Raw genomic sequence first — 25,104 nt, forward strand, 5'->3', positions numbered from 1 at the left:
TAAGCCGTCAAGGCGCGACTAAATACGCCGCGCCTGCCAGAAATTTTTACGCCAGTAGACATTATCGAGCGAAGAGCGCATCACTCCACGACTGGTCGAAGCATGAATAAACTGGTTATCCGTATCGTAAATGCCAACATGGAGACCGCTTTCACCCGAACCGGTTTTGAAAAAGACCAGGTCGCCAGGCAGTAACTCATCTTTGTCGATTTCCGTGCCTATTTCAGCTTGCTTGCGCGTTTCACGCGGAAGCTGCAAATCAAACTTATCGCGGAAGGTCATCAGAACAAAACCAGAACAGTCCACGCCGCCGCGGCTCATACCGCCGTAGCGATAAGGCGTACCGCGCCAGTTGCTTAACTGGTCGTTCAGGCTGGCAATCACGGTGATTGAATCCGAGAGCCGGGCGTTAGGGGGTGGCGCACGATGGCTACTGCATCCCGCAAGAAAGAGCGCTGCCACAAAGAGAAACCAGAATCGCATGTCCAGACGAATCCTCTGCTTTTTTATTCTTTTTGTAATTTAGCGTGCAAGTAGGCTACCAGGCAAGAAACGGTTACTCTTGCGCGGTAGAAATCAGCATCTTATGCCCTTCTATGTCCAGTCTGCGAAACGACATATTGTAGGCGCGGGCAAGATTTGGAGGCGTAAGAACCTGGTCACGCGCGCCGCTGGCAATCATTTTTCCTCGCGACAGCAGCCAGACCCTGTGGGCATGACGCAGCGTGTGGTTAAGGTCATGACTGCTCATAACGACGGCTATCCCCTGACGGGACAACCCGCTTAGCAGGGTATCCAGCGCCGCCTGCTGGGCGACATCCAGACCGCTCATCGGCTCGTCCAGAAGCAGCAAGCGTCCGTGAGGATTTCCTGCCGGATGGATCTGCAGGATAACCGCGGCCAGACGCACGCGCTGCCACTCCCCACCGGAGAGCTGGCTGACGTGACGGGTGAGTTTATCGTCTAACCCTAACGCCGTCGCGACATCCGAGAGCAGCGTGGCGCTGTTTTTATTATGCAGATGCAGCATCAGATAGTGCCAGACCGGCATCGCAAACGGTGGCACCTGCTGCTGAACTAAATAGCTACGCCGATGTGCCAGCGATACCGGTGACCAGTCGGCAAGGGCGTGCCCCTGCAGCACGATCTCGCCCGGACCAGAGGTCAGGCCCGCCATGCGTGCCAGCAGGGTACTTTTACCGGCCCCATTTGGCCCAACAAGATGCAGGATTTCTCCGGCATTGATAGCACCGGTTACCGGCTCCAGACGCCCCTTATCGGCGACGTCCGTGAGCTGCATCAGCAACGTCATTATTTCGCCAGCGCCAGCTTGATAGACTCCATGACGATCGGATCTTCAGGCGTCATATCCGGTGAGAAACGCTGGACAACCTGGCCGTCACGACCAATCAGGAATTTTTCAAAATTCCACAGGATATCGTCAGGATAGAGCGGCGCACGCCCTTTGCTTGCCATACGTTCATAGAAACCGCTGCCCTCTGGCGCCACGGCGGTCGGCGCTGCGGCCACCAGCTTCGCATAGAGCGGGTGGCGGTCTTCACCGTTGACGTCGATCTTGCTGAATAGCGGGAACGTCACGCCATAGGTGGTGCTGCAGAAGGTTTTAATCTCCTCTTCGCTGCCCGGCTCCTGGCCCAGGAATTGGTTGCACGGGAAGCCCAGTACGGTGAAACCGTCTTTCTCCCAGGCTTTCTGAATGTTCTCCAGCTGTTCGTACTGCGGCGTCAGGCCACATTTAGACGCCACGTTGACGATAAGCAACACGTTGCCCTTGTAGCCTTCCAGCGTGGTTTTCTCGCCGTCAATGGTGGTCACTTCGGTATTCAGAATATCAGTCTGCATAGCATTCCCTCAGGTTGTCTTACGGGTAGTGATTTAACGTCCAGCTTTTAAGAGTAGCCAGATAAATACCGGCGCGCCCAGCGTAGCGGTCACTACACCAATCGGCAGTTCGGCTGCGCTCAGGGCGAGTCGGGCGATGATGTCAGCCACCAGCAGCGTTGCCGCCCCGGCAACCGCCGAGGCCGGAAGTAACGTCCGATGGTCGGTAATACCGCATAGACGCAACAGATGTGGGATAACCAGCCCGATAAAGCCAATCGCTCCCGCCAGCGCCACGCTCACCCCCACCATCCAGCCAATGGCAATCACCAGCGCATTGCGCCAGAAGCTAATCGGCATGCCGAGCTGGCGAGCCGACGTTTCGCCGAGCGCGAGAATATTCAGCGGCTGTGCCTGAAAAGAGGTCCACAGTATGACCGGGATCAACAGCGCCATCAGCCAGCCCTGCCGCCAGTCGACGCCACCGAATCCGCCCATCATCCAGTACATTAGCTGGCGCAAATCGAACGACGTTGAAAAATAGACCGCCCAGGTCATTAACGCGCTGCAGATGATCCCCAGCGCCACCCCGGCAAGCAGCAGCCGACTGGTCGACAGATGCCGTCTGGCAAAACGCAGAAGAATGATGGTTATCAGCAAGGCGCCGAGAATAGCGCTAAAGCTAATGCTCCACGCTGAGAGTGTCCCGCCCCCCAGCATGACAGCCGCAATCAGCCCCACGCCAGCCCCATTCGACACGCCAAGCAGCCCGGGCTCCGCCAGCGGATTTTCAAACAGCGCCTGCATGATGGTGCCGCACAGCGCCAGCGCGGCCCCCACCAGGATCACCGCCAGCGTGCGCGGCAGGCGTATTTGCCAGACGAAAAGCTGGCCATCGGGACCCAACCAGCTTTCCGGCCCCAGCCATCTGTCCCCCGCGCACAGGCTAACGACAGCGGCCACAATGAGCAGCAGCGCAAGCAGAAGCAGGCGACGTCGATCTGAACGGTGCTGGCGATGGGCAAAATCAAGCATGGGTATGGTTTTAGTCACGTGAGATGTAATTGATTTTACGGTGGGTTTGCAGAAGAGCGCAAAGAAAAAAGGCCGCAATAGCGGCCTTTTTAGTTAGTTCATATTACTCTGCTTTAGGCGTTGCGTTTTCGACACGGCTTTTTAACTTCTGGCCGGGTCTGAAGGTCACCACGCGGCGGGCTGTAATGGGAATATCTTCCCCCGTCTTCGGGTTGCGACCCGGACGTTGGTTTTTGTCTCGCAAATCAAAATTGCCAAAACCGGAGAGTTTTACCTGCTCACCATTTTCCAGAGCACGACGGATCTCTTCGAAAAACAGCTCTACCAGCTCTTTGGCATCCCGTTTGCTAAGCCCAAGCTTATCAAACAGATATTCTGACATTTCAGCTTTTGTAAGCGCCATAGGTTCAATCCCTCAATGATGCCTGGAATCGCTCTTTTAATGCCTCTACACATTTGGCGACGGTAGCGGCAATCTCCTCTTCTTCGAGTGTACGGCTGGTATCCTGAAGGATAAGGCTAATAGCGAGGCTCTTGAAACCTTCTGCTACGCCCTTGCCGCGGTACACGTCAAATAAGTTTACGCCAACTACCTGATTTACGCCAACTTTCTTACATTCGGCCAAAATATCTGCTGCGGGCACGTTTTCAGCGACCACAACCGCGATATCACGGCGGTTCGCCGGGAAGCGCGAGACGTCCTGCGCCTGAGGAATAACGCGGTCTGCAACCGGGTTCCACTCCAGCTCGAACACGATGGTACGGCCATTCAGGTCCAGCTTACGCTCCAGCTCAGGATGAACAACCCCAATGAAACCAACGCGTTTACCGTCTAAATAAATCGCCGCGCTCTGGCCCGGATGCAGGGCTGGATTCGCTTCCGCACGGAATTCAATTTCAGATAATTTACCGGTCAGATCGAGAATGGCTTCCAGATCGCCCTTCATATCGTAGAAATCAACCGTACCTTTTGCCAGATCCCAGTGCTCTTCATAGCGGTTACCGCTGATCGCCCCCGCCAGCATGAGATCCTGACGGATGCCTAAATTTGCCTGATTATCCGGTACAAAGCGCAAACCGCTTTCGAAAATGCGCACGCGGTTCTGCTGGCGGTTCTGGTTGTACACGATGGTGCCGAGCAGGCCGGTCCACAGGGACAGACGCATCGCGGACATCTCGCTGGAGATCGGGCTTGGCAGAATCAGCGCTTCCTGGCCCGGATGGATCAGCTGCTGCAGTTTTGGATCCACAAAGCTGTAGGTGATCACTTCCTGGTAGCCTTTATCGTTCAGCATGGTTTTCACACGCTTCAGGGACAGGTCGGCTTCACGGTGGGTGCCCATCACCAGACCTGCCTGCACAGGTTCATCAGGAATGTTGTTGTAGCCGTAAACGCGGGCCACTTCTTCCACCAGATCTTCTTCAATTTCCATGTCGAAACGCCATGATGGCGCAACGGCTTTCCACTCGTCCTGGCCTTCGGTCACTTCGCAGCCCAGACGCGTCAGGATGTCGGTCACCTGCGCATCGGCAACGTGATGGCCAATCAGGCGATCCAGCTTGCTGCGGCGCAGGGTAATGGTGGCACGCTTAGGCAGCGTCGCTTCGTTGGTCACGTCAATAACCGGACCCGCTTCGCCGCCGCAGATGTCGATCAGCAGGCGGGTCGCACGTTCCATCGCTTTGTACTGCAGCGCCGGGTCAACGCCGCGCTCGTAGCGGTGAGAGGCATCGGTATGCAGACCGTGGCGGCGTGCGCGGCCGGTAATGGAGAGCGGGCTGAAGAACGCGCATTCCAGAAGGACGTTTTGCGTCTCGTCGTTCACGCCTGAGTGCTCGCCCCCGAAGATACCGCCCATTGCCAGCGCTTTGCTGTGGTCAGCAATCACCAGGGTGTCGGCGTTCAGTTTAGCTTCGCTGCCGTCCAGCAGAACCAGGGTTTCGCCCTCTTTCGCCATGCGCACAACGATGCCGCCGTCGATACGATCTTTATCGAACGCGTGCATTGGCTGGCCCAGCTCCAGCAGAACGTAGTTGGTCACGTCAACCACGGCGTCGATAGAGCGGATACCGCAGCGGCGCAGCTTCTCTTTCATCCACAGCGGCGTTGGCGCCTTAACGTTGATGCCTTTCACTACGCGACCGAGATAGCGCGGGCAGGCATCCGCAGCGTCAACCTGGATAGGCAGCACGTCGCTGATGGTCGCTTCAACCGGCGCAATCTCCGGCGCGTTCAGCTCGGTCTGGTTCAGCACGGCAACGTCGCGCGCCACGCCGATGATCCCTAAGCAGTCAGCGCGGTTTGGCGTGACGCTGATTTCGATAGTGTTGTCGTCAAGCTTCAGGTATTCACGGATATCGGTGCCGACTGGCGCATCCAGCGGCAGCTCAATGATGCCGTTGTGGTCGTCAGAAATACCCAGCTCGGAGAAGGAGCACAGCATGCCTTCAGACGGCTCGCCGCGCAGCTTAGCCGCTTTAATTTTGAAATCGCCCGGCAGCACCGCACCGACGGTCGCCACGGCCACCTTCAGGCCCTGACGGCAGTTTGGCGCACCGCAGACGATATCCAGCAGACGGTCACCGCCCACGTTCACTTTTGTTACGCGCAGTTTGTCCGCGTTAGGGTGCTGGCCGCACTCTACCACTTCGCCGACGACCACGCCGTTGAATGCGCCGGAAACCGGCTCAACGCCGTCCACTTCCAGACCTGCCATGGTGATCTGGTTAGAAAGCGCTTCGCTGTCCAGCGTGGTGTTCACCCACTCGCGTAACCACAGTTCACTGAATTTCATTGTTCTGTCCTGCCCTTATTTAAACTGTTTGAGGAAACGCAGATCGTTTTCGAAGAATGCACGTAAGTCGGTCACGCCATAGCGCAGCATGGTCAAACGCTCCATGCCCATGCCGAACGCAAAGCCGGAGTAAACTTCCGGATCGATACCCACGTTGCGCAGCACGTTTGGATGCACCATGCCGCAGCCCAGCACTTCCAGCCATTTGCCGTTTTTGCCCATCACGTCAACTTCCGCAGAGGGTTCGGTGAACGGGAAGTAGGACGGACGGAAACGAACCTGCAGATCTTCCTCAAAGAAGTTGTTCAGGAAATCGTGCAGCGTGCCCTTCAGGTTGGTAAAGCTGATGTTTTTATCAACAATCAGGCCTTCCATCTGATGGAACATCGGGGTGTGGGTCTGATCGTAGTCGTTACGATAGACGCGGCCCGGCGCGATAATACGGATTGGCGGCTCCTGATCCTTCATGGTACGGATCTGTACGCCGGAGGTCTGAGTACGCAGCAGACGCGTAGCGTCGAACCAGAAAGTGTCGTGGTCAGCACGTGCCGGATGATGGCCAGGAATGTTCAGGGCATCGAAGTTGTGATAATCATCTTCAATTTCCGGGCCAGTCGCCACGGTAAAGCCGAGCTCACCGAAGAAACTTTCAATGCGATCGATGGTACGGGTTACCGGGTGCAGACCACCGTTTTCGATGCGGCGACCGGGCAGAGAAACGTCGATGGTTTCCGCCGCCAGACGCGCATTCAGCACCGCGCTTTCGAGTTCAGCTTTACGCGCGTTCAGCGCCTGCTGAACCTGCTCTTTGGCTTCGTTAATCACCGCTCCCGCTGCCGGGCGCTCTTCCGGCGGCAGCTCACGCAGGGTTGTCATTTGAAGGGTCAGATGCCCTTTCTTCCCAAGATATTCGACGCGAACATTGTCTAACGCGGCAACATCTGAGGCCTGATTAATGGCGGCTGTTGCACTGGCAACCAGCTCTGCGAGATGTGACATGATTTTCCTCATTATGTCGGTGCAGACACCGATTTGGTGGAGTTATTCTCTCAAATTCAGGCACAAAAAAAGCCTCCATCGGGAGGCTTATCTGGCGCTGTTTTTCGTTTCATCTTTCACGCGCTAGCCTCCTGAAGTCAGGTGCTAAAGTAAAAGAAGAAGCGGAAAATAGCAGCATTCATGCTTGCGTTACCTTGTTGGGTAAAAACCGTTGAGACCTTATTGAAAAGCCTGCACGGGTAAATGTCAATCTTCTTACAGGGTTATATGAAAAGAGGGAGCCAGGCCCCCTCTCTCAACTGGCTTATGCCAGTGCTGCTTTCGCTTTTTCGACCAGAGCGGTGAACGCTACTTTGTCGAATACTGCGATGTCAGCCAGGATCTTACGGTCGATTTCAACAGAGGCTTTTTTCAGGCCGTTGATGAATTTGCTGTAAGAAATACCGTTCTGACGTGCTGCTGCGTTGATACGCGCAATCCACAGTTGACGGAACTGACGCTTACGCTGACGACGGTCACGGTAAGCGTACTGACCTGCTTTGATAACAGCCTGGAAGGCAACGCGGTATACGCGTGAACGCGCACCGTAGTAGCCTTTAGCTTGTTTCAAAATTTTCTTGTGACGTGCACGTGCAATTACACCACGTTTTACGCGAGCCATGTGTGCTCTCCTGTATCTATTCTAAGTTAAAAAAGTTAAACGAAACGACTTATGCGTACGGCAGGCACGCGATGACCAGGCCCAGATCGCCTTTAGAAACCATGGCTTTTGGACGCAGGTGACGTTTACGCTTGGTAGCTTTCTTAGTCAGAATGTGACGCAGGTTAGCGTGCTTGTGCTTAAAACCACCTTTACCGGTTTTTTTGAAGCGCTTAGCAGCACCGCGTACGGTCTTAATTTTTGGCATTTTAATAACTTCCACTTCGCATTGTTAAATAAACGAAACATAGGCGAACAAAACCTATGAAACCCGAAGGCTCCACAGATTTTGCTGCTTGAAGGCCTTACTGTTTCTTCTTAGGAGCGAGCACCATGATCATCTGGCGGCCTTCGATCTTCGTAGGGAAGGATTCGACTACTGCCAGTTCACTCAGATCGTCACGGACGCGGTTAAGCACTTCCATACCGATCTGTTGGTGGGCCATCTCACGACCGCGGAAACGCAGTGTGATCTTGGCCTTATCGCCATCTTCCAGAAAGCGAATCAGGCTGCGGAGTTTTACCTGATAATCGCCATCGTCGGTACCAGGACGGAATTTGATTTCCTTAACCTGGATAACTTTTTGCTTCTTCTTCTGTTCCTTAGAAGACTTACTCTTTTCATAAAGGAACTTGCCGTAGTCCATGATACGACAAACTGGCGGTTCGGCGTTAGGGCTGATTTCAACTAAATCTACTCCAGCTTCTTCAGCCTTTTCGATTGCTTCTCTCAGACTCACAATCCCCAGCTGCTCGCCTTCCAGACCTGTTAAGCGAACTTCCTGGGCGCGAATCTCGCCATTGATACGATTCGGACGTGCCGTTTGAACTCGTTTTCCGCCTTTAATACCTTATTCCTCCAGTTGTTGAAGACTGCGGCTGCGAATCTCTTGTTGCAGCTTCTCAATCACTTCACTTACGTCCAGGCTGCCCAGGTCTTTACCACGGCGGGTGCGAACGGCAACTTTGCCTGCTTCCACCTCTTTATCACCACAGACCAACATATACGGGACACGACGTAAAGTGTGCTCGCGGATTTTAAAGCCAATCTTCTCATTTCTCAAGTCTGCTTTTACGCGAATGCCCGCATTTTGTAGTTTCTGCGTCAATTCTTTAACGTAATCTGCCTGAGAATCGGTAATGTTCATCACCACGACCTGCACCGGCGCAAGCCAGGTTGGGAAGAAGCCCGCGAACTCTTCGGTCAGGATGCCGATGAAGCGCTCCAGAGAACCGAGAATTGCACGGTGAATCATTACCGGCACCTGACGCTCGTTGTCTTCGCCAACATAAGAGGCGCTTAAACGCTGCGGCAGGGAGAAGTCCAGCTGTACAGTACCGCACTGCCATGCGCGATCGAGGCAGTCATACAGGGTAAATTCAATTTTCGGACCGTAGAATGCGCCCTCGCCCAGCTGGTATTCAAACGGAATGCCGTTCTCTTCCAGCGCCACGGCGAGATCCGCTTCTGCGCGATCCCAGGTCTCATCGCTACCGATACGTTTTTCCGGACGCGTTGAGAGTTTGACCACGATCTTCTCGAAGCCAAAGGTGCTGTACATATCGTAGACCATACGAATACAGGCGTTAACTTCGTCACGAACCTGATCTTCAGTACAGAAGATATGCGCATCATCCTGAGTAAAGCCACGAACGCGCATCAGACCGTGCAGCGCACCTGATGGCTCGTTACGGTGGCAGCTACCGAACTCCGCCATACGCAGCGGCAGGTCGCGGTAGGATTTCAGACCCTGGTTGAAGATCTGAACGTGGCCCGGGCAGTTCATTGGCTTGATGCAGTATTCACGGTTCTCAGACGAGGTGGTGAACATCGCATCTTTGTAGTTGTCCCAGTGGCCGGTTTTTTCCCACAGCACACGGTCCATCATGAACGGGCCTTTCACTTCCTGATACTGGTACTCTTTCAGCTTGGAACGAACGAAGGTTTCCAGTTCACGGAAGATGGTCCAGCCGTCGTTATGCCAGAACACCATACCCGGCGCTTCTTCCTGCATGTGGTACAGGTCAAGCTGCTTGCCGATTTTACGGTGGTCACGCTTCGCCGCCTCTTCCAGGCGCTGCAGGTAGGCGTTCAGGGCTTTCTTATCTGCCCATGCGGTACCATAAATACGCTGCAACATCTTGTTGTTGCTGTCGCCACGCCAGTAGGCGCCTGCGATCTTCATCAGCTTAAAGTGATGACAGAAGCGCATGTTCGGCACGTGCGGTCCACGGCACATGTCGACGTATTCTTCGTGATGGTACAAGCCGGGCTTGTCATCATGCGAAATATTTTCGTCAAGAATAGAGACCTTATAGCTCTCGCCGCGCTTCACAAAGGTTTCACGCGCTTCGTGCCAGCTGACTTTCTTCTTGATGACGTCATAGTTGGTTTCGGCGAGCTCGTGCATACGCTTTTCGAGCGCGTCGATATCTTCCTGAGTCAGGGTGTGGTCGAGGTCAACGTCGTAGTAGAAACCGTTGTCGATAACCGGACCGATCGCCATTTTGGTGTTTGGCCACAACTGTTTAATCGCATGACCTAACAGGTGCGCGCAGGAGTGACGAATGATCTCCAGACCTTCTTCGTCTTTCGCGGTGATGATAGACAGCTTCGCATCGCTCTCAATCAGATCGGACGCATCAACCAGCTCACCATTTACACGGCCAGCGATGGTCGCTTTCGCGAGTCCAGGACCGATATCCAGGGCAACATCCATTGGGCTAACAGCGTGGTCGTAATGGCGTTGGCTGCCATCAGGAAGAGTAATTACAGGCATTTTATATCCTTATTTGCAGTGATGCCCCACACATAAGAGCATATACAAAGAAAATAATCATTATTTAACAATAGATTGCGAAACCATCTGACCAACAATCGTCAAATTGGCTCGTCATCATGCTCCCGCCGATTTCAGACAAATGCGGATTTACGGCAAGCCCCCTAATGGTAACACTAATGAAATGGCGAATGCACCCTCTGCGACCAGTTTGAACCTTCACTCATCGGTATGAGTAAACGAACTTTAGCGAACCATGGCTCGCAATTCAAAAGTGCTGAGCTATTATTGAACAGGTCCTTACACACCCAAGGGGCATCACATGAATGTGTCCAGTAGAACCGTTGTGATATTGAACATCCTTTCCGCTGCCGGTTTAGTGTTGATTCTTGCCGACAGATTCCATTGGTTCTGACATGAATCAATGCCATGGCATAACCCTTAGTCCCGATTAATGCGATTTTTACCGCATTTTTTTGGTAGACTGGAACAATAAACTGACAAGGAAGAGGTTATGCCAACAAAACGCTTTGCCGCGAAGCACTGGAAAATGGTAGTCGTATTAATTGCAATCTGCGGTGCAATGTTGTTATTGCGCTGGGCTGCAATGATATGGGGTTAGCGTTAACGCATTGCTCGCAAAAGTAATAAGAGATCAAACCCTGGATATCTTTGAATATCTTTACAGCAGTGATGTGATGAAAACCGGTACATCAAAATCCGGTTTTTAAGGTGAGATTTAAAACCGAAAGAAGTATCAGGACCACTCACCGGCTACCAGCGTATGCACGTCAAACGCATCATTCATTGACTGACCGGTAGACTGAGACGACGGAGCGATGTTTGAACCCGCTTCAACATCAGAGGCGGTGCTAATACCTGTGCGATCGGCAGCGAATACGCCAAAAGAGAGTGCCGAAAGCACTATTGCTGCTGCAGCCGTTTTGATTGTTTTCATGATGATTAATCTCATACTTAATTAGAGCAAAAAGACCTTAGGCTGTATTTTGCCTGTACCAACAGTGTAGATCTGGATCACACTTTTGCATAGTCAGTTTATTTATCAATTCGTGTCAAATAATCTGAATATTCGGGATAGGATGTAATTATGAAGAAAATAGGGAGATATTTTTGGACCAATTTTTTTAAAACGCCGTTTAATATAAATCAGCACAATTTCTAAAAATAAAAGGGGCCGAAATAATGTCGGCCCATTAAGATTACATTTTATAGCCCAACGAAATTGTCGTCCTGCGGTCGGTATGATCGGGCGCAGTTTCAGGCGGTGATGAGTTCCAGGTCACGTTGTACGCTACCTTTAACCCAAAGTGTTCATTGATGGCCACATTCAGCGCCGTCTCGGAGTTCAGCGTCGTATCATCAGCACCGAATACCGAAACACCCTGCGTGAATTTGGTGTTGTCGGTCATCTGCCAGGCGTAAGTACCCGACGCATAGCCCAGCGGTTGGGTTTTGGTATCACCGTCGGTGTATTCGTCATAACGTACGCCCGGACCGAATTCAAAACGCAGGCTGTGTACCGGTCCGTTCAGGAACTGGCGACCATAACCAGCGGTGAAGACATCACGCTGCCGGTAGCCGTTATAGCGGTCGGTTAGCCAGCTTGCCTGACCGAACAGATAATCATAATCGGTCATATTGTAACGACTACGCCCGCCTACGGCGTATTTCTCGGACGATCGTTCGTCATTCGCTGAGGTGTTGCTGGCATTCCCCCACAGTGACCAGGCGGTGGTGTTGCCATACCAGGTCAAGGTGCTGTCTGCGGTCAGGGAAGAGCTTTTCGTGTTGCCTGATTGCGCCAGATACCCTGCGTTCAGGTTACCTTCAAACGGTTTTTGCGCTGTGGAGGGATCGTCCATGACAGTAAAAACGGTATCATCGGCGATTGCATTCAATGACGCAAACACGCCACCCACCAGCATCATTGCAGCGGGTACTGTCTTCAAAAGCTTCATTTTATTAAGGAGTCCATACAACAAAAAAAGAGACCATCACGGTCTCGGAAACTTTCTTGAGGATCAATGACAAGGCGTCCAGAGAAAGGTAACAAATTATAAAAAGCCGCAAATAACATAGCAATGTTTTCTTATTTCATTTTTTGAATAAGAACGATCCCAAAACGACTTTTATTTTATAAAAACAATCCCGCACTTTTGTCAGCATTCATATTTAAAATCATACTGTTATTTACGTTGCCTTCCTGTCGATTGGTGCCAGGCTTAAAGGAACCCATGCAAAAAGGAGGTTATGATGGTTCCTGTTTACACGCTGACACTCTCCCCTTCTCTCGATTCCGCTACCTTAACCGCACAGATTTACCCGGAAGGTAAACTACGCTGTAGCGCCCCGGTGTTTGAGCCCGGCGGTGGCGGCATCAACGTCGCACGCGCAATTACCCACCTTGGAGGCAAAGCGACGGCGATTTTTCCTGCCGGTGGTGCCACTGGTGAACATTTGGTGTCTCTGCTGGCAGACGAACAGGTAGCCGTGCAGACCGTCGAGGCCAGCGACTGGACGCGTCAGAACCTGCACGTTCACGTTGAGTCCAGCGGCGAGCAGTACCGCTTTGTTATGCCGGGGGCAAAATTGAGTGACGATGAGTTTCGTCAGCTTGAGGAGAAGGTCCTGACAATTGAAAGGGGTGCTTTGCTGGTGATTAGCGGCAGCCTGCCGCCGGGCGTGAGCACAGAGAAACTCACAGCATTAATTCGGGCAGCCCAGCAGCGGGGCATCCGGTGCATCGTCGACAGTTCCGGCGAGGCGTTAAAAGCCGCTCTGGAGCCAGGCAACCTTGAGCTGGTCAAACCCAATCAGAAAGAGCTAAGCGCGCTGGTGAATCGTGAACTCACCCAGCCGGATGACGTCCGCAACGCCGCGCAAGAGCTGATACGCAGCGGCAAGGCATTGCGCGTGGTGGTTTCTCTTGGTCCCCAGGGTGCGCTGGCCGCGGATGGAACGGGCTTTGTACAGGTTGTGCCACCCCCCATGAAAAGCCAGAGCACCGTTGGCGCAGGCGACAGTATGGTGGGGGCAATGACGCTGAAGCTGGCGCAGGGTGCGTCGCTGCTGGAGATGACGCGCTACGGCGTTGCGGCAGGTAGCGCTGCAACCATCAATCAGGGAACGCGGCTTTGTTCGCTGCCCGACACCGAGAAAATTGTTGATTATCTGTCCCAAAATTAACCGTTCCCCTCTCTCTTCCGGGGAGGGGGAAAGACGAACCATAGTCGCCAAAAACGTACTATCGACTATGCTAAGAAAACTTTCATGATAACAATGAGGTGAACTATGAGCAGTGGTGACATCACCCGCTACGTCATTACCGTCAACATTCATGAAGCGTCACTGACCGAGCTCAATGAACTCAACAACGCTTTTACACGGGCAAATTTTCTGCTCACACTCACGGACGATGAAGGCAATATTCATGATTTAGGCACGCTAACGTTTGGCCTGATAAGTGCACTCAGCAGCGAGGAGGTTCACGCCCTGGCAAGCAGTCTGGCCGAGAGCGTGACCGACAAGAATGCGGACATTGAGGTCGACACCTGGGAAAGCTGGAGAAAAAAAGAACAATAAGTGCGTTGTATGAATTTAAACCGCTCAGGTGTGCGTTAGTTCGTATTTTTTAACAGCCGTTTTGCGCTAACTTTATGATCTGGCAGACAACATGGGAGAGATATCATGTGGCAGGCTATCAGTCATCTTTTAAGCGAGCAATTAGGTGAAGGTGAAATTGAACTGCGTAATGAACTGCCTGGCGGTGAGATCCACGCCGCGTGGCATTTACGCTACGCGGGGCGCGACCTTTTCGTTAAATGCGATGAACGTGAACTTCTCCCCATCTTCACTGCCGAAGCCGATCAGCTGGAGCTGCTCTCGCGCAGCAAAACGGTCACCGTCCCGCACGTCTGGGCCGTGGGCAGCGACCGCGACTACAGTTTTCTGGTCATGGAATACCTCCCCGCTCGCCCGCTGGATGCCCATAACGCGTTTATTCTTGGCCAGCAGCTAGCGCGATTGCACCAGTGGAGCGACCAACCGCAGTTTGGACTCGATTTCGACAACGATCTCTCCACCACACCGCAGCCGAACGCCTGGCAACGCCGCTGGTCGACCTTCTTTGCAGAGCAACGTATTGGCTGGCAGCTGGAGCTGGCGGCAGAGAAAGGGCTGGAATTTGGCAACATTGACGCCATTGTCGAACACGTGCAGCAGCGTCTTGCCGCGCACCAGCCTCAGGCTTCGCTGTTGCACGGGGATTTGTGGTCAGATAACTGTGCGCTGGGTCCGAACGGACCTTATATCTTCGACCCTGCCTGTTACTGGGGTGACAGAGAGTGCGACCTCGCCATGCTGCCACTGCATCCTGAACAGCTGCCGCAGATTTATGACGGATACCAGTCGATCTCGCCATTGCCGCCTGACTTCCTCGACCGCCAGCCGGTGTATCAACTTTATACCCTGTTGAATCGGGCAATTCTGTTTGGCGGTCAACATCTGGTGAATGCGCAGCGCGCACTGGAGCGGGTACTGGCGGCGTAGCGGGCGGTCATGCGCCACCCGCTTTGGCGCTAGATAAACCCGAGCAGAGAGAAAAAGAAATAACCGGCCACGATGATGACTACCGGTAATACATAGAGCGGGAAAATCTGCAGGAAAATCGTGTGGCGCGGCACAACAATACGGGATTCAATTTGCTCGCGGCTCATCCCGTCCGGCCCTTTCGCCTGCTCAAGAATGAGCTGGTCTTCTACACCCTCGCGCAAAAAACGCGTCTGGCGACTCATGCGCGCGCCTGATGCCTGTAACGCCATCGCGATAAAAATCAGCGCGTAAATCACCCAAAAACCAACATTCGCCTGTTCATGGAAATTCGGTGTCGGTGAGTTAAACCAGAAAAAGTTTAAGAACGGGGTGTTGAAACGCATCATTTCAATCATCACATGCGCGAAATCAAGCATTACCGCATTGATACCCGGCTGCTTTTCGCTGTGATCGTACATAAATTTGAGTACGGAAATCAGCGTTGAAATCACAGCCGGAATAAAAATGACCCAACCGGCAATACGTTTTAAGACAGCGATGCGTCCAGCTTGTTGATACGTCATTCGTTCCCCTTCAAAAAGACGCGTTATTTTTGCCTAAGTCTACCTGCTGCCCATCATTTTCGCCCGTTCTTTAAAAGCATTATGCTAAATTGCAGATTGTGCTTAGCACGTATCGTCTGTCGAACACCTGAGATAAGGAGACGTTGTGATGTCGACACCGCGCCAAATACTTGCCGCCATTTTTGACATGGACGGATTGCTGATTGACTCTGAACCGCTGTGGGATCGGGCTGAACTGGATGTGATGGCGAGCCTCGGCGTCGATATCAGCCGCCGGAGCGAACTTCCCGATACGCTGGGACTGCGCATTGATATGGTTGTAGACCTCTGGTATGCCCACCAGCCATGGGTTGGCCCCGGCCGTGACGAAGTCACCGCGCGTATAATTAACCGCGCCATTACGCTGGTTGAAGAGCAGAAGCCCCTGCTTCCGGGTGTGCGTGATGCGATCGCCCTGTGCAAGGCGCAAGGATTGAAGGTCGGGCTGGCCTCCGCCTCGCCGCTGCATATGCTGGAAAAAGTGCTGTCCCTGTTCGAACTGCGCGACAGCTTCGACGCGCTGGCCTCAGCCGAGAAACTGCCCTACAGCAAGCCGCACCCTCAGGTCTATATGGACTGCGCAGCAAAACTGGGTCTGGATCCGCTCACCTGCGTGGCGCTGGAAGATTCCGTTAACGGCATGGTGGCCTCCAAAGCCGCACGCATGCGCTCCATCGTTGTCCCTGCCGAAGAAGGCCGCCACGATCCCCGCTTTGCCCTGGCGGATGTGAAACTGGCCTCGCTGGAAGACCTTACGGTTGCCCATCTGCGCGGCGAGTGACCTTCTCTCTCAGGCAGCCCTCCGCTGCCTGAAATAAAAATAAAACATCGTTTCATTTAATTGCATTTCCCGCTTTCACCTCCTATTCTTACCTTCAGAATGACAATAACCTTACTTCTGAGGCGCGTATGATACTGGAGTCCTTCACTCTTGCAGGAAAAGTGGCCATCGTCACGGGATGCGATACCGGGCTGGGACAGGGCATGGCCGTGGCGCTCGCACAAGCCGGATGCGATATTGTTGGCGTGAACCGTAAAGTTCCCGACGAAACGGCCGCGCGCATCACCGCTCTCGGGCGTCGATTTATGGCGATTCGGGCCGATCTCGGTCAACAAGAGAGCATTCAGCGCGTAGTGGATAACGCGGTTGCCGAGATGGGACGCATCGATATTCTGGTGAATAACGCGGGCACCATTCGTCGGGAGGATGCCCTGGCATTCAGTGAAAAAGACTGGGACGACGTTGTTAACCTGAATCTCAAATCGGTTTTTTTCCTCTCTCAGGCGGTGGCCAAACAGTTTATCCAGCAGGGTCAGGGTGGGAAAATTATCAATATTGCCTCCATGCTTTCATTCCAGGGCGGGATCCGCGTGCCTTCTTACACCGCGTCTAAAAGTGGTGTTCTGGGGATCACGCGCCTGCTCGCTAACGAATGGGCGACGCATGGCATCAACGTGAACGCCATTGCGCCGGGTTATATGGCGACCAATAACACGCAGCAGTTGCGCGATGATGAACAGCGTAGCCAGGCGATCCTGGAGCGTATCCCCGCCGGGCGTTGGGGATTGCCGGAGGATTTGCAGGGTCCGGTTGTTTTCCTTGCCTCTGCTGCATCGGATTATGTCAACGGTCACACCCTGGCCGTAGACGGTGGCTGGCTGGCGCGCTGACGCCGCTTTGTGACAAAGAGTTACACCGTCACCTCTTCCGCACACTGTATAAAAACCCTATACTGTATGAATTGACAGTTTGTTGGGTTTTATCATGACGGCGGAAGGCCACCTGCTTTTTTCAATTGCATGCGCAGTGTTTGCCAAAAACGCTGAACTGACCCCTGTGCTGGCACAGGGTGACTGGTGGCATATCGTCCCTTCCGCCGTATTAACCTGTCTCCTGCCGGACATCGACCACCCCAGGTCGTTTCTCGGACAACGGTTGAAGTGGATCGCCAAACCCATTGCCAGAGCCTTTGGCCATCGCGGGTTTACCCACAGCCTGCTGGCCGTGTTTGCCCTGCTCACTCTGTTCTATCTAAAAGTGCCAGAAAGCTGGATAGTGCCGGCAGATGCCATACAGGGGATGGTGCTGGGTTATTTAAGCCATATTCTTGCCGATATGCTGACGCCTGCCGGTGTCCCCCTCCTGTGGCCGTGCCGGTGGCGTTTTCGTTTTCCCATTCTCGTCCCGCAAAAAGGCAATCAGCTGGAGCGCGTTCTGTGCATGGCACTCTTCGCGTACGCCGTCTGGATGCCGCAGACGCTGCCCGAAAATGGTGCAGTCCGCTGGTCGTCGCAGATGATCAATTCGCTGCAATTTCAGTTCAATCGTTTCATTCATCACCAGATTGAACAGTAAACAAACAAAATAATCCCGTTTGTCATAAACCATTCCATTTGGATATAAGCGCTGCATCACACTTCTGCTAACCTTGCGCCATCAGGATCGGTAAAAACCGACCGTATAATAAATCAGGAGAACGGGGATGAATTTTCCACTCATCGCGAACATTATTGTGTTCGTTGTATTGCTATTGCTTCTCGCGCAGGCTCGCCACAAACAGTGGAGCCTGGCGAAAAAAGTGCTGGTCGGTCTGGTCATGGGTGTGGCCTTTGGTCTGGCACTACACGCTGTTTACGGCTCCGATAACCCGGTACTGAAAGATTCCATTCAATGGTTCAACATTGTCGGTAACGGCTACGTGCAGCTGCTGCAGATGATTGTGATGCCGCTGGTGTTCGCGTCTATTCTGAGCGCCGTTGCTCGTCTGCATAATGCGACTCAGCTGGGGAAAATCAGCTTCCTGACTATCGGTACGCTGCTGTTCACTACGCTGATTGCCGCGCTGGTGGGCGTGCTGGTGACCAACCTGTTTGGCCTGACCGCTGAAGGCCTGGTCCAGGGTACGGCTGAAACCGCGCGTCTGACGGCAATCCAAACCAACTATGTTGGTAAAGTGGCCGACCTGACGGTTCCGCAGATGGTGCTCTCCTTTATTCCTAAAAACCCGTTTGCTGACCTGACCGGTGCAAGCCCAACCTCCATTATTAGCGTGGTGATCTTCGCCGCGTTCCTGGGTGTGGCTGCGTTGAAGCTGCTGAAAGACGATGCGCCAAAAGGTGAACGCGTGCTGACCGCTATCGATACCCTGCAGAGCTGGGTAATGAAGCTGGTGCGTCTGGTCATGCAGCTGACGCCTTACGGCGTGCTGGCACTGATGACCAAAGTGGTTGCGGGATCAAACCTGCAGGACATCATCAAGCTGGGCAGCTTTGTCGTCGCCTCTTACCTGGGTCTGGGCATCATGTTTGTGGTGCACGGCATCCTGCTGGGCGTGAACGGCGTCAGCCCGCTGAAATACTTCCGTAAAGTGTGGCCAGTGCTGACCTTCGCATTTACCAGCCGTTCCAGCGCAGCCTCTATTCCGCTGAACGTGGAAGCGCAAACGCGTCGCCTGGGCGTGCCTGAGTCCATCGCCAGCTTCTCTGCTTCCTTTGGTGCCACCATTGGCCAGAACGGCTGTGCGGGTCTGTACCCGGCAATGCTGGCCGTCATGGTCGCGCCGACTGTGGGTATCAACCCGCTGGATCCGGTCTGGATTGCCACGCTGGTGGGCATTGTTACCGTGAGTTCCGCAGGCGTTGCGGGTGTCGGTGGTGGTGCAACCTTCGCCGCACTGATTGTGCTGCCTGCGCTGGGTCTGCCCGTGACGCTGGTTGCGCTGCTGATCTCCGTTGAGCCGCTGATCGACATGGGACGTACCGCGCTGAACGTGAGCGGCTCCATGACCGCCGGTACGCTGACCAGCCAGTGGCTGAAGCAGACCGACAAAGCGATTCTGGAAAGTGAAGACGACGCCGAACTGGCTCACCGTTAATCACTGTTGAAATAAAAAAACCGCCTGATGGCGGTTTTTTTATGGCTGTTATTCTTCAACCTCTTCATCCTGGCGGATCTGCATCGCCCACCGCTGCGCGGACTCCGGCACCGTAAACGTGGGTGAGCGGCGGAAATGTTCGCCGATCAGCACAAAGGCCACGTATTTACCCCGTAACTGCCAGACGTCGCGAAAACCCTCCACTTTCAGGGCATGGTCAGGCGGCGCGGGCTCAACGCGGGGCACATAGCTAATAACCTGGCGGTTTTGTTGACGAAGAGGTTTCATAAGCGACGGGTTCACTAAAGCAAATTCTTGAAGCAGGAAAATTCTATGATAGCCGATCCGACTACCTTCCGTCGCGCTCAGAGTGGGCGAGATGGCTCCTTTCGTTAATGACGGCATGTGAAAACTCTTAGTTGGCGAGCCATCTCACGACATTGTTCTATCCTTAATAGGGTTTTTAGCAATGGATAAAGGAGAAACGTGCAATGTCGAACAAAGATAAAACGCATCAGTCACCGATTCATGGCACTGAAGAATCGCAACCGGGTATGGACTCTCTCGCTCCTGCTGACGGCTCTCACCGCCCCTCACCAGGCCCTTCCGCGCCTGGCGAGCAGCCTACCGCACCGGGAAGCATGAAATCGCCGGATACGGGGAACGAGAAGCTGGAATCGCTCGAGCCACATCGCAAAGGTGGCGAAGGTTTTGCGCTCACGACCAATCAGGGCGTGCGCATTGCTGACGATCAGAACTCCCTCCGGGCAGGCACGCGCGGGCCGACCCTGCTGGAAGATTTCATCCTGCGGGAAAAGATTACCCATTTTGACCACGAGCGCATACCGGAGCGCATCGTTCACGCGCGCGGCTCGGCGGCCCACGGGTACTTCCAGCCCTATAAGAGCCTGAAAGACATTACCAAAGCGGATTTCCTCTCCGATCCGGATAAAATTACCCCGGTATTTGTGCGCTTTTCTACCGTGCAGGGTGGCGCAGGCTCGGCCGACACGGTGCGCGATATCCGTGGTTTTGCCACCAAATTTTATACCGAAGAGGGTATTTTCGATCTGGTCGGCAACAATACCCCGGTGTTTTTCATTCAGGATGCGCATAAATTTCCTGACTTTGTCCATGCGGTAAAACCGGAGCCCCACTGGGCCATACCGCAGGGACAAAGTGCGCACGACACCTTCTGGGACTATGTTTCCCTACAGCCTGAAACCTTACACAACGTGATGTGGGCGATGTCAGACCGCGGCATTCCGCGCAGCTACCGCACCATGGAAGGGTTTGGCATCCACACCTTCCGCCTGATTAATGCGGATGGCAAAGCCACTTTCGTGCGCTTCCACTGGAAACCGGTGGCGGGTAAAGCCTCGCTGGTATGGGACGAGGCGCAAAAGCTGACGGGACGCGATCCGGACTTCCACCGCCGCGAGCTGTGGGAATCCATTGAAGCCGGAGACTTCCCGGAATACGAACTGGGGTTACAGCTGATCCCGGAAGAGGACGAGTTCAAATTCGACTTCGACCTGCTCGACCCGACCAAGCTTATTCCTGAGGAGCTGGTGCCGGTTCAGCTGGTGGGCAAAATGGTGCTTAACCGCAACCCGGATAACTTCTTCGCGGAGAATGAGCAGGCTGCGTTCCACCCAGGTCATATTGTGCCGGGGCTGGATTTCACCAACGATCCGCTGCTACAGGGCCGTCTGTTCTCTTACACCGATACGCAGATCAGCCGTCTCGGTGGACCGAACTTCCACGAAATTCCTATCAACCGTCCGACCTGCCCGTACCATAACTTCCAGCGTGACGGGATGCATCGCCAGGATATCGATACCAACCCGGCGAACTACGAGCCAAACTCCATTAACGATAACTGGCCGCGTGAAACCCCGCCGGGGCCAAAACGTGGCGGATTTGAGTCGTATCAGGAGCGCGTCGAAGGAACCAAAATTCGTGAACGCAGCCCATCCTTTGGTGAGTATTACGCCCATCCTCGCCTGTTCTGGAACAGCCAGACGCCGATCGAGCAGCAGCATATCATCGGCGGCTTCAGCTTTGAGCTGAGCAAGGTGGTGCGTACCTACATCCGCGAGCGCGTGGTCGATCAGCTGGCGCGAATCGACATCCAGCTGGCGCAGAGCGTCGCCGGTAACCTGGGTATTACCCTGACCGATGAGCAACGTAACGCAGCTCCACCGAAAGACGTTAACGGGCTAAAAAAGGATCCGTCCCTGAGCCTGTACGCCGTACCGGGCGGATCGATTAAGGGCCGCGTGGTCGCCATCCTGCTCAACGACAAAACCCGCGCCAGCGACGTGCTGGGGATTATGCAGGCGCTGAAAACCCAGGGCGTACATGCCAAACTGCTCTATTCCCGCATGGGCGAAGTGACCGCCGACGATGGTTCCGTGCTGCCGGTGGCGGCGACCTTTGCCGGGGCGCCTTCGCTGACCGTCGATGCGGTGATTGTGCCGTGCGGGGACATTGACAGCCTGCTGCCCAACGGTGACGCCGTGTATTATCTGCTGGAAGCCTATAAGCACCTGAAACCGATCGCCCTGGCAGGCGACGCGCGACAGTTCAAAGCGCAGCTGAAGGTGGCCGATCAGGGTGAGGACGGCATTGTCGAGGGCGATAACGTTGACGATGCCTTTATGACGAAGCTGTTTGATTTGCTCGCCGCACACCGCGTCTGGTCGCGAAGCAGCAAGATCGATCAGATCCCAGCGTAAAAAAAGCCGGGTGGCGCTTGCGCTTACCCGGCCTACATTCGATTGGTTTTGTAGGCCCGGTAAGGCGAAGCCGCCACCGGGCTTTATCTCAAAGATCCCCAAACGTCCCCAGACGATACCCGCGCTCGGCAATCGCATACTTCAGCGACGGCGACGTCAGCACGTCCAGCTCCGCCAGGCGCGGCCAGCAGTAGGCGCTTTTACGCACGGTGTTATCGACAAAGGCCGGATGCGCCATCACTTCTACCGACTTTTCACCGCGAGCGGCGGACTCATCCAGCACCTTCAGGAACAGCGCTTCGTCGATCTCGTCGCCGTAAAACGCGCTGCTGAACCCATCTGTTGATTTCACAACGCAGTCCGGCACGCCGGGCACCTGACGATCCACGCGGATCGCGACGCCTTTACGCTGTGCAAATTCCGCGACAATCGGGAAAATCGCCGGGATCATATGCACGTGATGATGGCTGTCGATGTGCGTCGGCTCCCTGCCAAACACATCAACAAAGCGGTTAAACTGGCAATCCAGTTCACGGGTAATCTCTTCGAGCGGCAGTGCGTCCTGCTCTGCCATTTCCCATATCCATTTCCCTAACTGCCCGTCACGCGTCAGGCCCGGCATCGGTGAAAGCGGCATACCCAGCGTCAGAACAAAATGCATGCCTACACCCAGCTCGGGAACGTCACGACTTAGCTGAGCCGCATGTTCAACCGCCTCGCCGTTAATCAACGCCGTGGTTGAACTCACCACACCCCGACGACAGGCTTCAATGATGCCGTAGTTCTGCCCTTTCGACAGGCCAAAATCATCGGCGTTTACGATCAGCAGGTTTTCCATCGTACATCCTCTTAACGGTGGGTAAACTTCAGTTTCTCAACCGTTGCAGCAAAGTTTGGCAGCCATTTTTCATGCGCCAGGATCATCTCACTCGCCAGTTGCTCAGCGTCACGATCGGAGTGCACCAGCGGACTGAGGTTCAGGGCCAGAAGCACATCATTCAGTTCACCGCTCAACGCCGCCTTGCTTGCTGCCACCTCAAAGCCTTTAATGGTGTGGATCAGGCCCATCACTTTGTCGTCAAAGTGGGTAATGCGCGGGTGCGGTTTCGCGCCGTCGCGACCCAGAATGCAGGTCATCTCAACGGCCCAGTCAGCCGGGATATTATCAATGTGGCCATGATGCGGCACGTTGACGTAGTGCTCAGCCTGCTTGTCGTTGTAAATGGCGTTAATCACTTCGCAGGCCGCATCGGAATAGTATGCCCCGCCGCGCTGCTCCAGCTCTTTCGGTTTAACATTAAGATTTGGATCTTTATATAAATCAAACAGCTGCTTCTCCACTTTTTGTACCACCTGCGCGCGCGCGCCGCCTTTATAGTACTCGCCCATTTCGATAGCCAGCATCTCTTTCTGCTTGAAATAGTAGAGCAGATACGAGCACGGCAGCAGGTTCAGGGAGCGGATCAGCCCTTCACTGAATGGCAGATCGAAAATGTTCTTCACGGATGCGGCGGTCAGTCGACCCGAAGCCACGCCGTCGAGCAGTTCGGCAAAGCGCGACGTGCCGTTAACGATCACGTCTTTGATAAACACCATGTGGTTCAGGCCGAACAGATCGATGGAGAGCTCGTCGTTGTCGGTCAGCGCCAGCACGTCGCGGATAAACATCTTCATGCCGATCGGAATGTTGCAGACGCCAATAAAGCGTTTGAAACCGGTGTGGCGATAGACCGCTTCAGTGACCATGCCGGCCGGGTTGGTGAAGTTAATCACCCACGCATTCGGGCAAATCTCTTCCACGTCTTTGATGATGTCGAAAATCACCGGAATGGTACGCAGGCCTTTAAACAGACCGCCCGCACCGTTGGTTTCCTGGCCCAGATAGCCGTGGCTCAGCGGAATACGCTCATCCAGCTCGCGTGCTTTCAGCTGGCCGACGCGCAGCTGGGTGGTGACGAAATCAGCATCTTTCAGCGCCAGACGGCGATCCAGCGTTTTATGTACGGTCAATGGCACACCGGCTTTCTCAACCATACGTTTGCACAGGTCGAAAATAATATTCAGCTTTTCCTGACCTTCTTCTACATCCACCAGCCATAATTCGCTGACCGGTAATTCATGATAACGTTTCAGGAAACCTTCCAGTAATTCCGGGGTATAGCTGCTGCCGCCACCAATGGTTACGACTTTTAATTTCTGTTGCATAATATCTCCCTTAGCGTATCAGGTTAACCGCCTGCAAGGTATAGCGTTCTCTTCCCGCTATTTGGGCAAGCAATTACGTCAATATTCGTGGCGAATAAAATCGCCGGGTATTAATTAATTACCGTCAAATTTTTTCGGTAACTGTTTGGTGTGAACGAAGTAAACTTCTTAAACGTTTTAATAAACAAGCTGGGGCTACTGTAACCTGACTCATAAGCAATATCGGTGACAGAGTAATTGGTAATTTCCAGCTGTTTCTTGGCAAAATTAATGCGGATTTCATTAATAATTTGCACAGGCGTTTTACGATAATAACGCTGCGTTGCTCGGGTTAAATACTCCTGCGACTTGCCCGACAATGAAACCATATTTTCCAGCGCGTTGTCGCTGAACTGCCCTTTGTCGTGCATGAGTTCAACGGTGCTGCGAAGCCACTGTGGGATGTCATCAATGACCTGCTGCTCTTCGCGATGATGGCGAAGGCGGTTCATCACATAAAACGTCACGGTTTCAATAAACTCGTCGAACTCATTGTCGCGGAAGTTGAGTGAGGCAATAACCGTTTCGATCCAGGTCATGAACTCGTTTTTGACGCGATAGACCTGTGACGCCACGAAGCAGAACGGTACCAGCGGCAGATAATGTTTCTCAAAGAAGCGTCGGCTGACGCCGACATTCAGAATGCGAGTGGCACCAAACTCGTAAAAGCTCTGATGATAGGAGCCCATCGGCAGGAAGACAAAATCTCCGCGCTCCAGCAACACGCGCTTACCGTTGATCTCCTGGTAGTAGCGGCCGGTCAGAACAATCGTGAACTCGTAGTAGTCATGCTGGTGCAGGCCACTGGCGCTCTCCGTCTTGTTGTAAATAACCACGTGAAAATTCTTGCCATTAAACAGCTGCTGCTCAAGTGCGGTTTTAATTTCCATCGTGCTGACCTCCTGCTGCCTGACCTGAC

The 25,104-nt window shown here is 53.8% G+C and carries 28 protein-coding genes, 1 pseudogene and 1 other annotated feature; of the genes and pseudogenes, 10 read left to right on the forward strand and 19 right to left on the reverse strand.

The window, feature by feature from the left end; all coding sequences use genetic code 11:
* Window positions 1–18: 18 nt before the first annotated feature.
* The 12 genes from KK102_RS03285 to thrS form a co-directional block, all read right to left on the reverse strand.
* Window positions 19–483: a C40 family peptidase gene (locus tag KK102_RS03285; protein ID WP_108416813.1), complete on the reverse strand. Its 465-nt coding sequence runs from the start codon at window positions 481–483 to the stop codon at window positions 19–21.
* Window positions 484–556: 73 nt separating this feature from the next.
* Window positions 557–1,312, reverse strand: coding sequence for a vitamin B12 ABC transporter ATP-binding protein BtuD (gene btuD, locus KK102_RS03290; RefSeq protein WP_216356944.1), 756 nt, complete (start codon window positions 1,310–1,312; stop codon window positions 557–559).
* Window positions 1,312–1,863 (reverse strand): glutathione peroxidase, encoded by a 552-nt coding sequence (locus tag KK102_RS03295; RefSeq protein ID WP_042714875.1) that lies wholly within the window; start codon window positions 1,861–1,863, stop codon window positions 1,312–1,314. Before KK102_RS03295 ends, btuD begins: the two co-directional genes overlap by 1 nt.
* A 33-nt stretch (window positions 1,864–1,896) precedes the next feature.
* Entirely contained in the window at window positions 1,897–2,877 is a 981-nt protein-coding gene (gene btuC / locus KK102_RS03300) for a vitamin B12 ABC transporter permease BtuC (RefSeq protein WP_126543873.1), read from the reverse strand.
* A 103-nt stretch (window positions 2,878–2,980) separates the two neighbouring features.
* Window positions 2,981–3,280 carry an integration host factor subunit alpha gene (gene ihfA / locus KK102_RS03305; protein ID WP_003857805.1) on the reverse strand — a complete coding sequence of 100 codons (300 nt, stop codon included), beginning with the start codon at window positions 3,278–3,280 and terminating at the stop codon, window positions 2,981–2,983.
* A gap of 4 nt (window positions 3,281–3,284) precedes the next feature.
* Window positions 3,285–5,672, reverse strand: coding sequence for a phenylalanine--tRNA ligase subunit beta (gene pheT, locus KK102_RS03310; RefSeq protein WP_216356945.1), 2,388 nt, complete (start codon window positions 5,670–5,672; stop codon window positions 3,285–3,287).
* A gap of 15 nt (window positions 5,673–5,687) precedes the next feature.
* Window positions 5,688–6,671, reverse strand: coding sequence for a phenylalanine--tRNA ligase subunit alpha (gene pheS, locus KK102_RS03315; RefSeq protein ID WP_010426091.1), 984 nt, complete (start codon window positions 6,669–6,671; stop codon window positions 5,688–5,690).
* 62 nt (window positions 6,672–6,733) lie between these two features.
* Window positions 6,734–6,858, reverse strand: a sequence feature (Phe leader region).
* A complete protein-coding gene (pheM, locus tag KK102_RS03320) occupies window positions 6,809–6,853 on the reverse strand; it encodes a pheST operon leader peptide PheM (RefSeq protein WP_001386830.1) in 45 nt (14 codons plus the stop codon). Its footprint overlaps the feature before it by 45 nt.
* 117 nt (window positions 6,859–6,975) lie before the next feature.
* The gene (rplT, locus tag KK102_RS03325) at window positions 6,976–7,332 is read right to left on the reverse strand and encodes a 50S ribosomal protein L20 (protein WP_000124850.1); all 357 of its coding nucleotides are present in this window, start codon (window positions 7,330–7,332) and stop codon (window positions 6,976–6,978) included.
* 49 nt (window positions 7,333–7,381) lie between these two features.
* Window positions 7,382–7,579 (reverse strand): 50S ribosomal protein L35, encoded by a 198-nt coding sequence (gene rpmI, locus KK102_RS03330; protein WP_001124225.1) that lies wholly within the window; start codon window positions 7,577–7,579, stop codon window positions 7,382–7,384.
* A 97-nt stretch (window positions 7,580–7,676) separates the two neighbouring features.
* Window positions 7,677–8,219, reverse strand: coding sequence for a translation initiation factor IF-3 (gene infC, locus KK102_RS03335; protein WP_023616141.1), 543 nt, complete (start codon window positions 8,217–8,219; stop codon window positions 7,677–7,679).
* 3 nt (window positions 8,220–8,222) lie between these two features.
* Entirely contained in the window at window positions 8,223–10,151 is a 1,929-nt protein-coding gene (gene thrS / locus KK102_RS03340; RefSeq protein WP_126543786.1) for a threonine--tRNA ligase, read from the reverse strand.
* A gap of 322 nt (window positions 10,152–10,473) precedes the next feature.
* Between thrS and yncL the strand changes: the two genes are divergently transcribed.
* Both yncL and yniD read left to right on the forward strand, forming a co-directional pair.
* The gene (gene yncL, locus KK102_RS03345; RefSeq protein WP_071985389.1) at window positions 10,474–10,566 is read left to right on the forward strand and encodes a stress response membrane protein YncL; all 93 of its coding nucleotides are present in this window, start codon (window positions 10,474–10,476) and stop codon (window positions 10,564–10,566) included.
* 99 nt (window positions 10,567–10,665) lie between these two features.
* Window positions 10,666–10,773 carry a small membrane protein YniD gene (yniD, locus tag KK102_RS03350; RefSeq protein WP_010426102.1) on the forward strand — a complete coding sequence of 36 codons (108 nt, stop codon included), beginning with the start codon at window positions 10,666–10,668 and terminating at the stop codon, window positions 10,771–10,773.
* A gap of 135 nt (window positions 10,774–10,908) precedes the next feature.
* On the opposite strand, the gene KK102_RS03355 is transcribed toward yniD, so the two are convergent.
* Both KK102_RS03355 and KK102_RS03360 read right to left on the reverse strand, forming a co-directional pair.
* On the reverse strand, window positions 10,909–11,109 hold the full coding sequence (locus tag KK102_RS03355) for a YdgH/BhsA/McbA family protein (RefSeq protein ID WP_126543785.1): 201 nt from the start codon (window positions 11,107–11,109) through the stop codon (window positions 10,909–10,911).
* Between the two features lie 262 nt (window positions 11,110–11,371).
* Window positions 11,372–12,130, reverse strand: a complete 759-nt coding sequence (locus tag KK102_RS03360; RefSeq protein ID WP_126543784.1) for a DUF481 domain-containing protein — start codon at window positions 12,128–12,130, stop codon at window positions 11,372–11,374.
* A 295-nt stretch (window positions 12,131–12,425) separates the two neighbouring features.
* On the opposite strand from KK102_RS03360, the gene pfkB reads away from it, so the two are divergent.
* The 3 genes from pfkB (at window position 12,426) to KK102_RS03375 (ending at window position 14,720) form a co-directional block, all read left to right on the forward strand.
* The gene (pfkB, locus tag KK102_RS03365; protein WP_126543872.1) at window positions 12,426–13,358 is read left to right on the forward strand and encodes a 6-phosphofructokinase II; all 933 of its coding nucleotides are present in this window, start codon (window positions 12,426–12,428) and stop codon (window positions 13,356–13,358) included.
* Window positions 13,359–13,463: 105 nt separating this feature from the next.
* Window positions 13,464–13,754 carry a type V toxin-antitoxin system endoribonuclease antitoxin GhoS gene (gene ghoS / locus KK102_RS03370; protein WP_216356946.1) on the forward strand — a complete coding sequence of 97 codons (291 nt, stop codon included), beginning with the start codon at window positions 13,464–13,466 and terminating at the stop codon, window positions 13,752–13,754.
* A gap of 105 nt (window positions 13,755–13,859) precedes the next feature.
* Window positions 13,860–14,720, forward strand: a complete 861-nt coding sequence (locus KK102_RS03375; protein WP_216356947.1) for a fructosamine kinase family protein — start codon at window positions 13,860–13,862, stop codon at window positions 14,718–14,720.
* A 29-nt stretch (window positions 14,721–14,749) separates the two neighbouring features.
* Here KK102_RS03375 and KK102_RS03380 read toward each other — a convergent pair whose 3' ends face one another.
* A complete protein-coding gene (locus tag KK102_RS03380) occupies window positions 14,750–15,286 on the reverse strand; it encodes a YniB family protein (protein WP_216356948.1) in 537 nt (178 codons plus the stop codon).
* 148 nt (window positions 15,287–15,434) lie between these two features.
* On the opposite strand from KK102_RS03380, the gene hxpB reads away from it, so the two are divergent.
* From hxpB to tcyP, 4 genes are all read left to right on the forward strand, one after another.
* A complete protein-coding gene (hxpB, locus tag KK102_RS03385) occupies window positions 15,435–16,106 on the forward strand; it encodes a hexitol phosphatase HxpB (RefSeq protein ID WP_216356949.1) in 672 nt (223 codons plus the stop codon).
* A 128-nt stretch (window positions 16,107–16,234) separates the two neighbouring features.
* A complete protein-coding gene (gene kduD / locus KK102_RS03390; RefSeq protein ID WP_216356950.1) occupies window positions 16,235–16,996 on the forward strand; it encodes a 2-dehydro-3-deoxy-D-gluconate 5-dehydrogenase KduD in 762 nt (253 codons plus the stop codon).
* A 94-nt stretch (window positions 16,997–17,090) separates the two neighbouring features.
* Window positions 17,091–17,681: a metal-dependent hydrolase gene (locus tag KK102_RS03395; protein ID WP_126543871.1), complete on the forward strand. Its 591-nt coding sequence runs from the start codon at window positions 17,091–17,093 to the stop codon at window positions 17,679–17,681.
* 127 nt (window positions 17,682–17,808) lie between these two features.
* Entirely contained in the window at window positions 17,809–19,200 is a 1,392-nt protein-coding gene (tcyP, locus tag KK102_RS03400; protein WP_216356951.1) for an L-cystine transporter, read from the forward strand.
* Between the two features lie 48 nt (window positions 19,201–19,248).
* Here the strand turns inward: tcyP and cedA are convergent, their stop codons facing one another.
* Complete coding sequence (cedA, locus tag KK102_RS03405; RefSeq protein ID WP_191091794.1) at window positions 19,249–19,524, reverse strand: cell division activator CedA; 276 nt, start codon at window positions 19,522–19,524, stop codon at window positions 19,249–19,251.
* A 167-nt stretch (window positions 19,525–19,691) separates the two neighbouring features.
* Here cedA and katE point away from each other — a divergent pair, with 167 nt between their 5' ends.
* Window positions 19,692–21,941, forward strand: a complete 2,250-nt coding sequence (katE, locus tag KK102_RS03410) for a catalase HPII (protein WP_216356952.1) — start codon at window positions 19,692–19,694, stop codon at window positions 21,939–21,941.
* Between the two features lie 88 nt (window positions 21,942–22,029).
* On the opposite strand, the gene chbG is transcribed toward katE, so the two are convergent.
* The 3 genes and pseudogenes from chbG to chbR form a co-directional block, all read right to left on the reverse strand.
* The gene (gene chbG / locus KK102_RS03415) at window positions 22,030–22,779 is read right to left on the reverse strand and encodes a chitin disaccharide deacetylase (protein WP_126543777.1); all 750 of its coding nucleotides are present in this window, start codon (window positions 22,777–22,779) and stop codon (window positions 22,030–22,032) included.
* 11 nt (window positions 22,780–22,790) lie between these two features.
* Window positions 22,791–24,146, reverse strand: coding sequence for a 6-phospho-beta-glucosidase (locus KK102_RS03420; RefSeq protein ID WP_126543776.1), 1,356 nt, complete (start codon window positions 24,144–24,146; stop codon window positions 22,791–22,793).
* Between the two features lie 110 nt (window positions 24,147–24,256).
* Window positions 24,257–25,093: pseudogene (gene chbR / locus KK102_RS03425) on the reverse strand (transcriptional regulator ChbR); the annotation flags it as partial.
* Window positions 25,094–25,104: the final 11 nt, after the last annotated feature.

The organism is Enterobacter quasimori, from assembly GCF_018597345.1.
Lineage (GTDB): Bacteria > Pseudomonadota > Gammaproteobacteria > Enterobacterales > Enterobacteriaceae > Enterobacter > Enterobacter mori.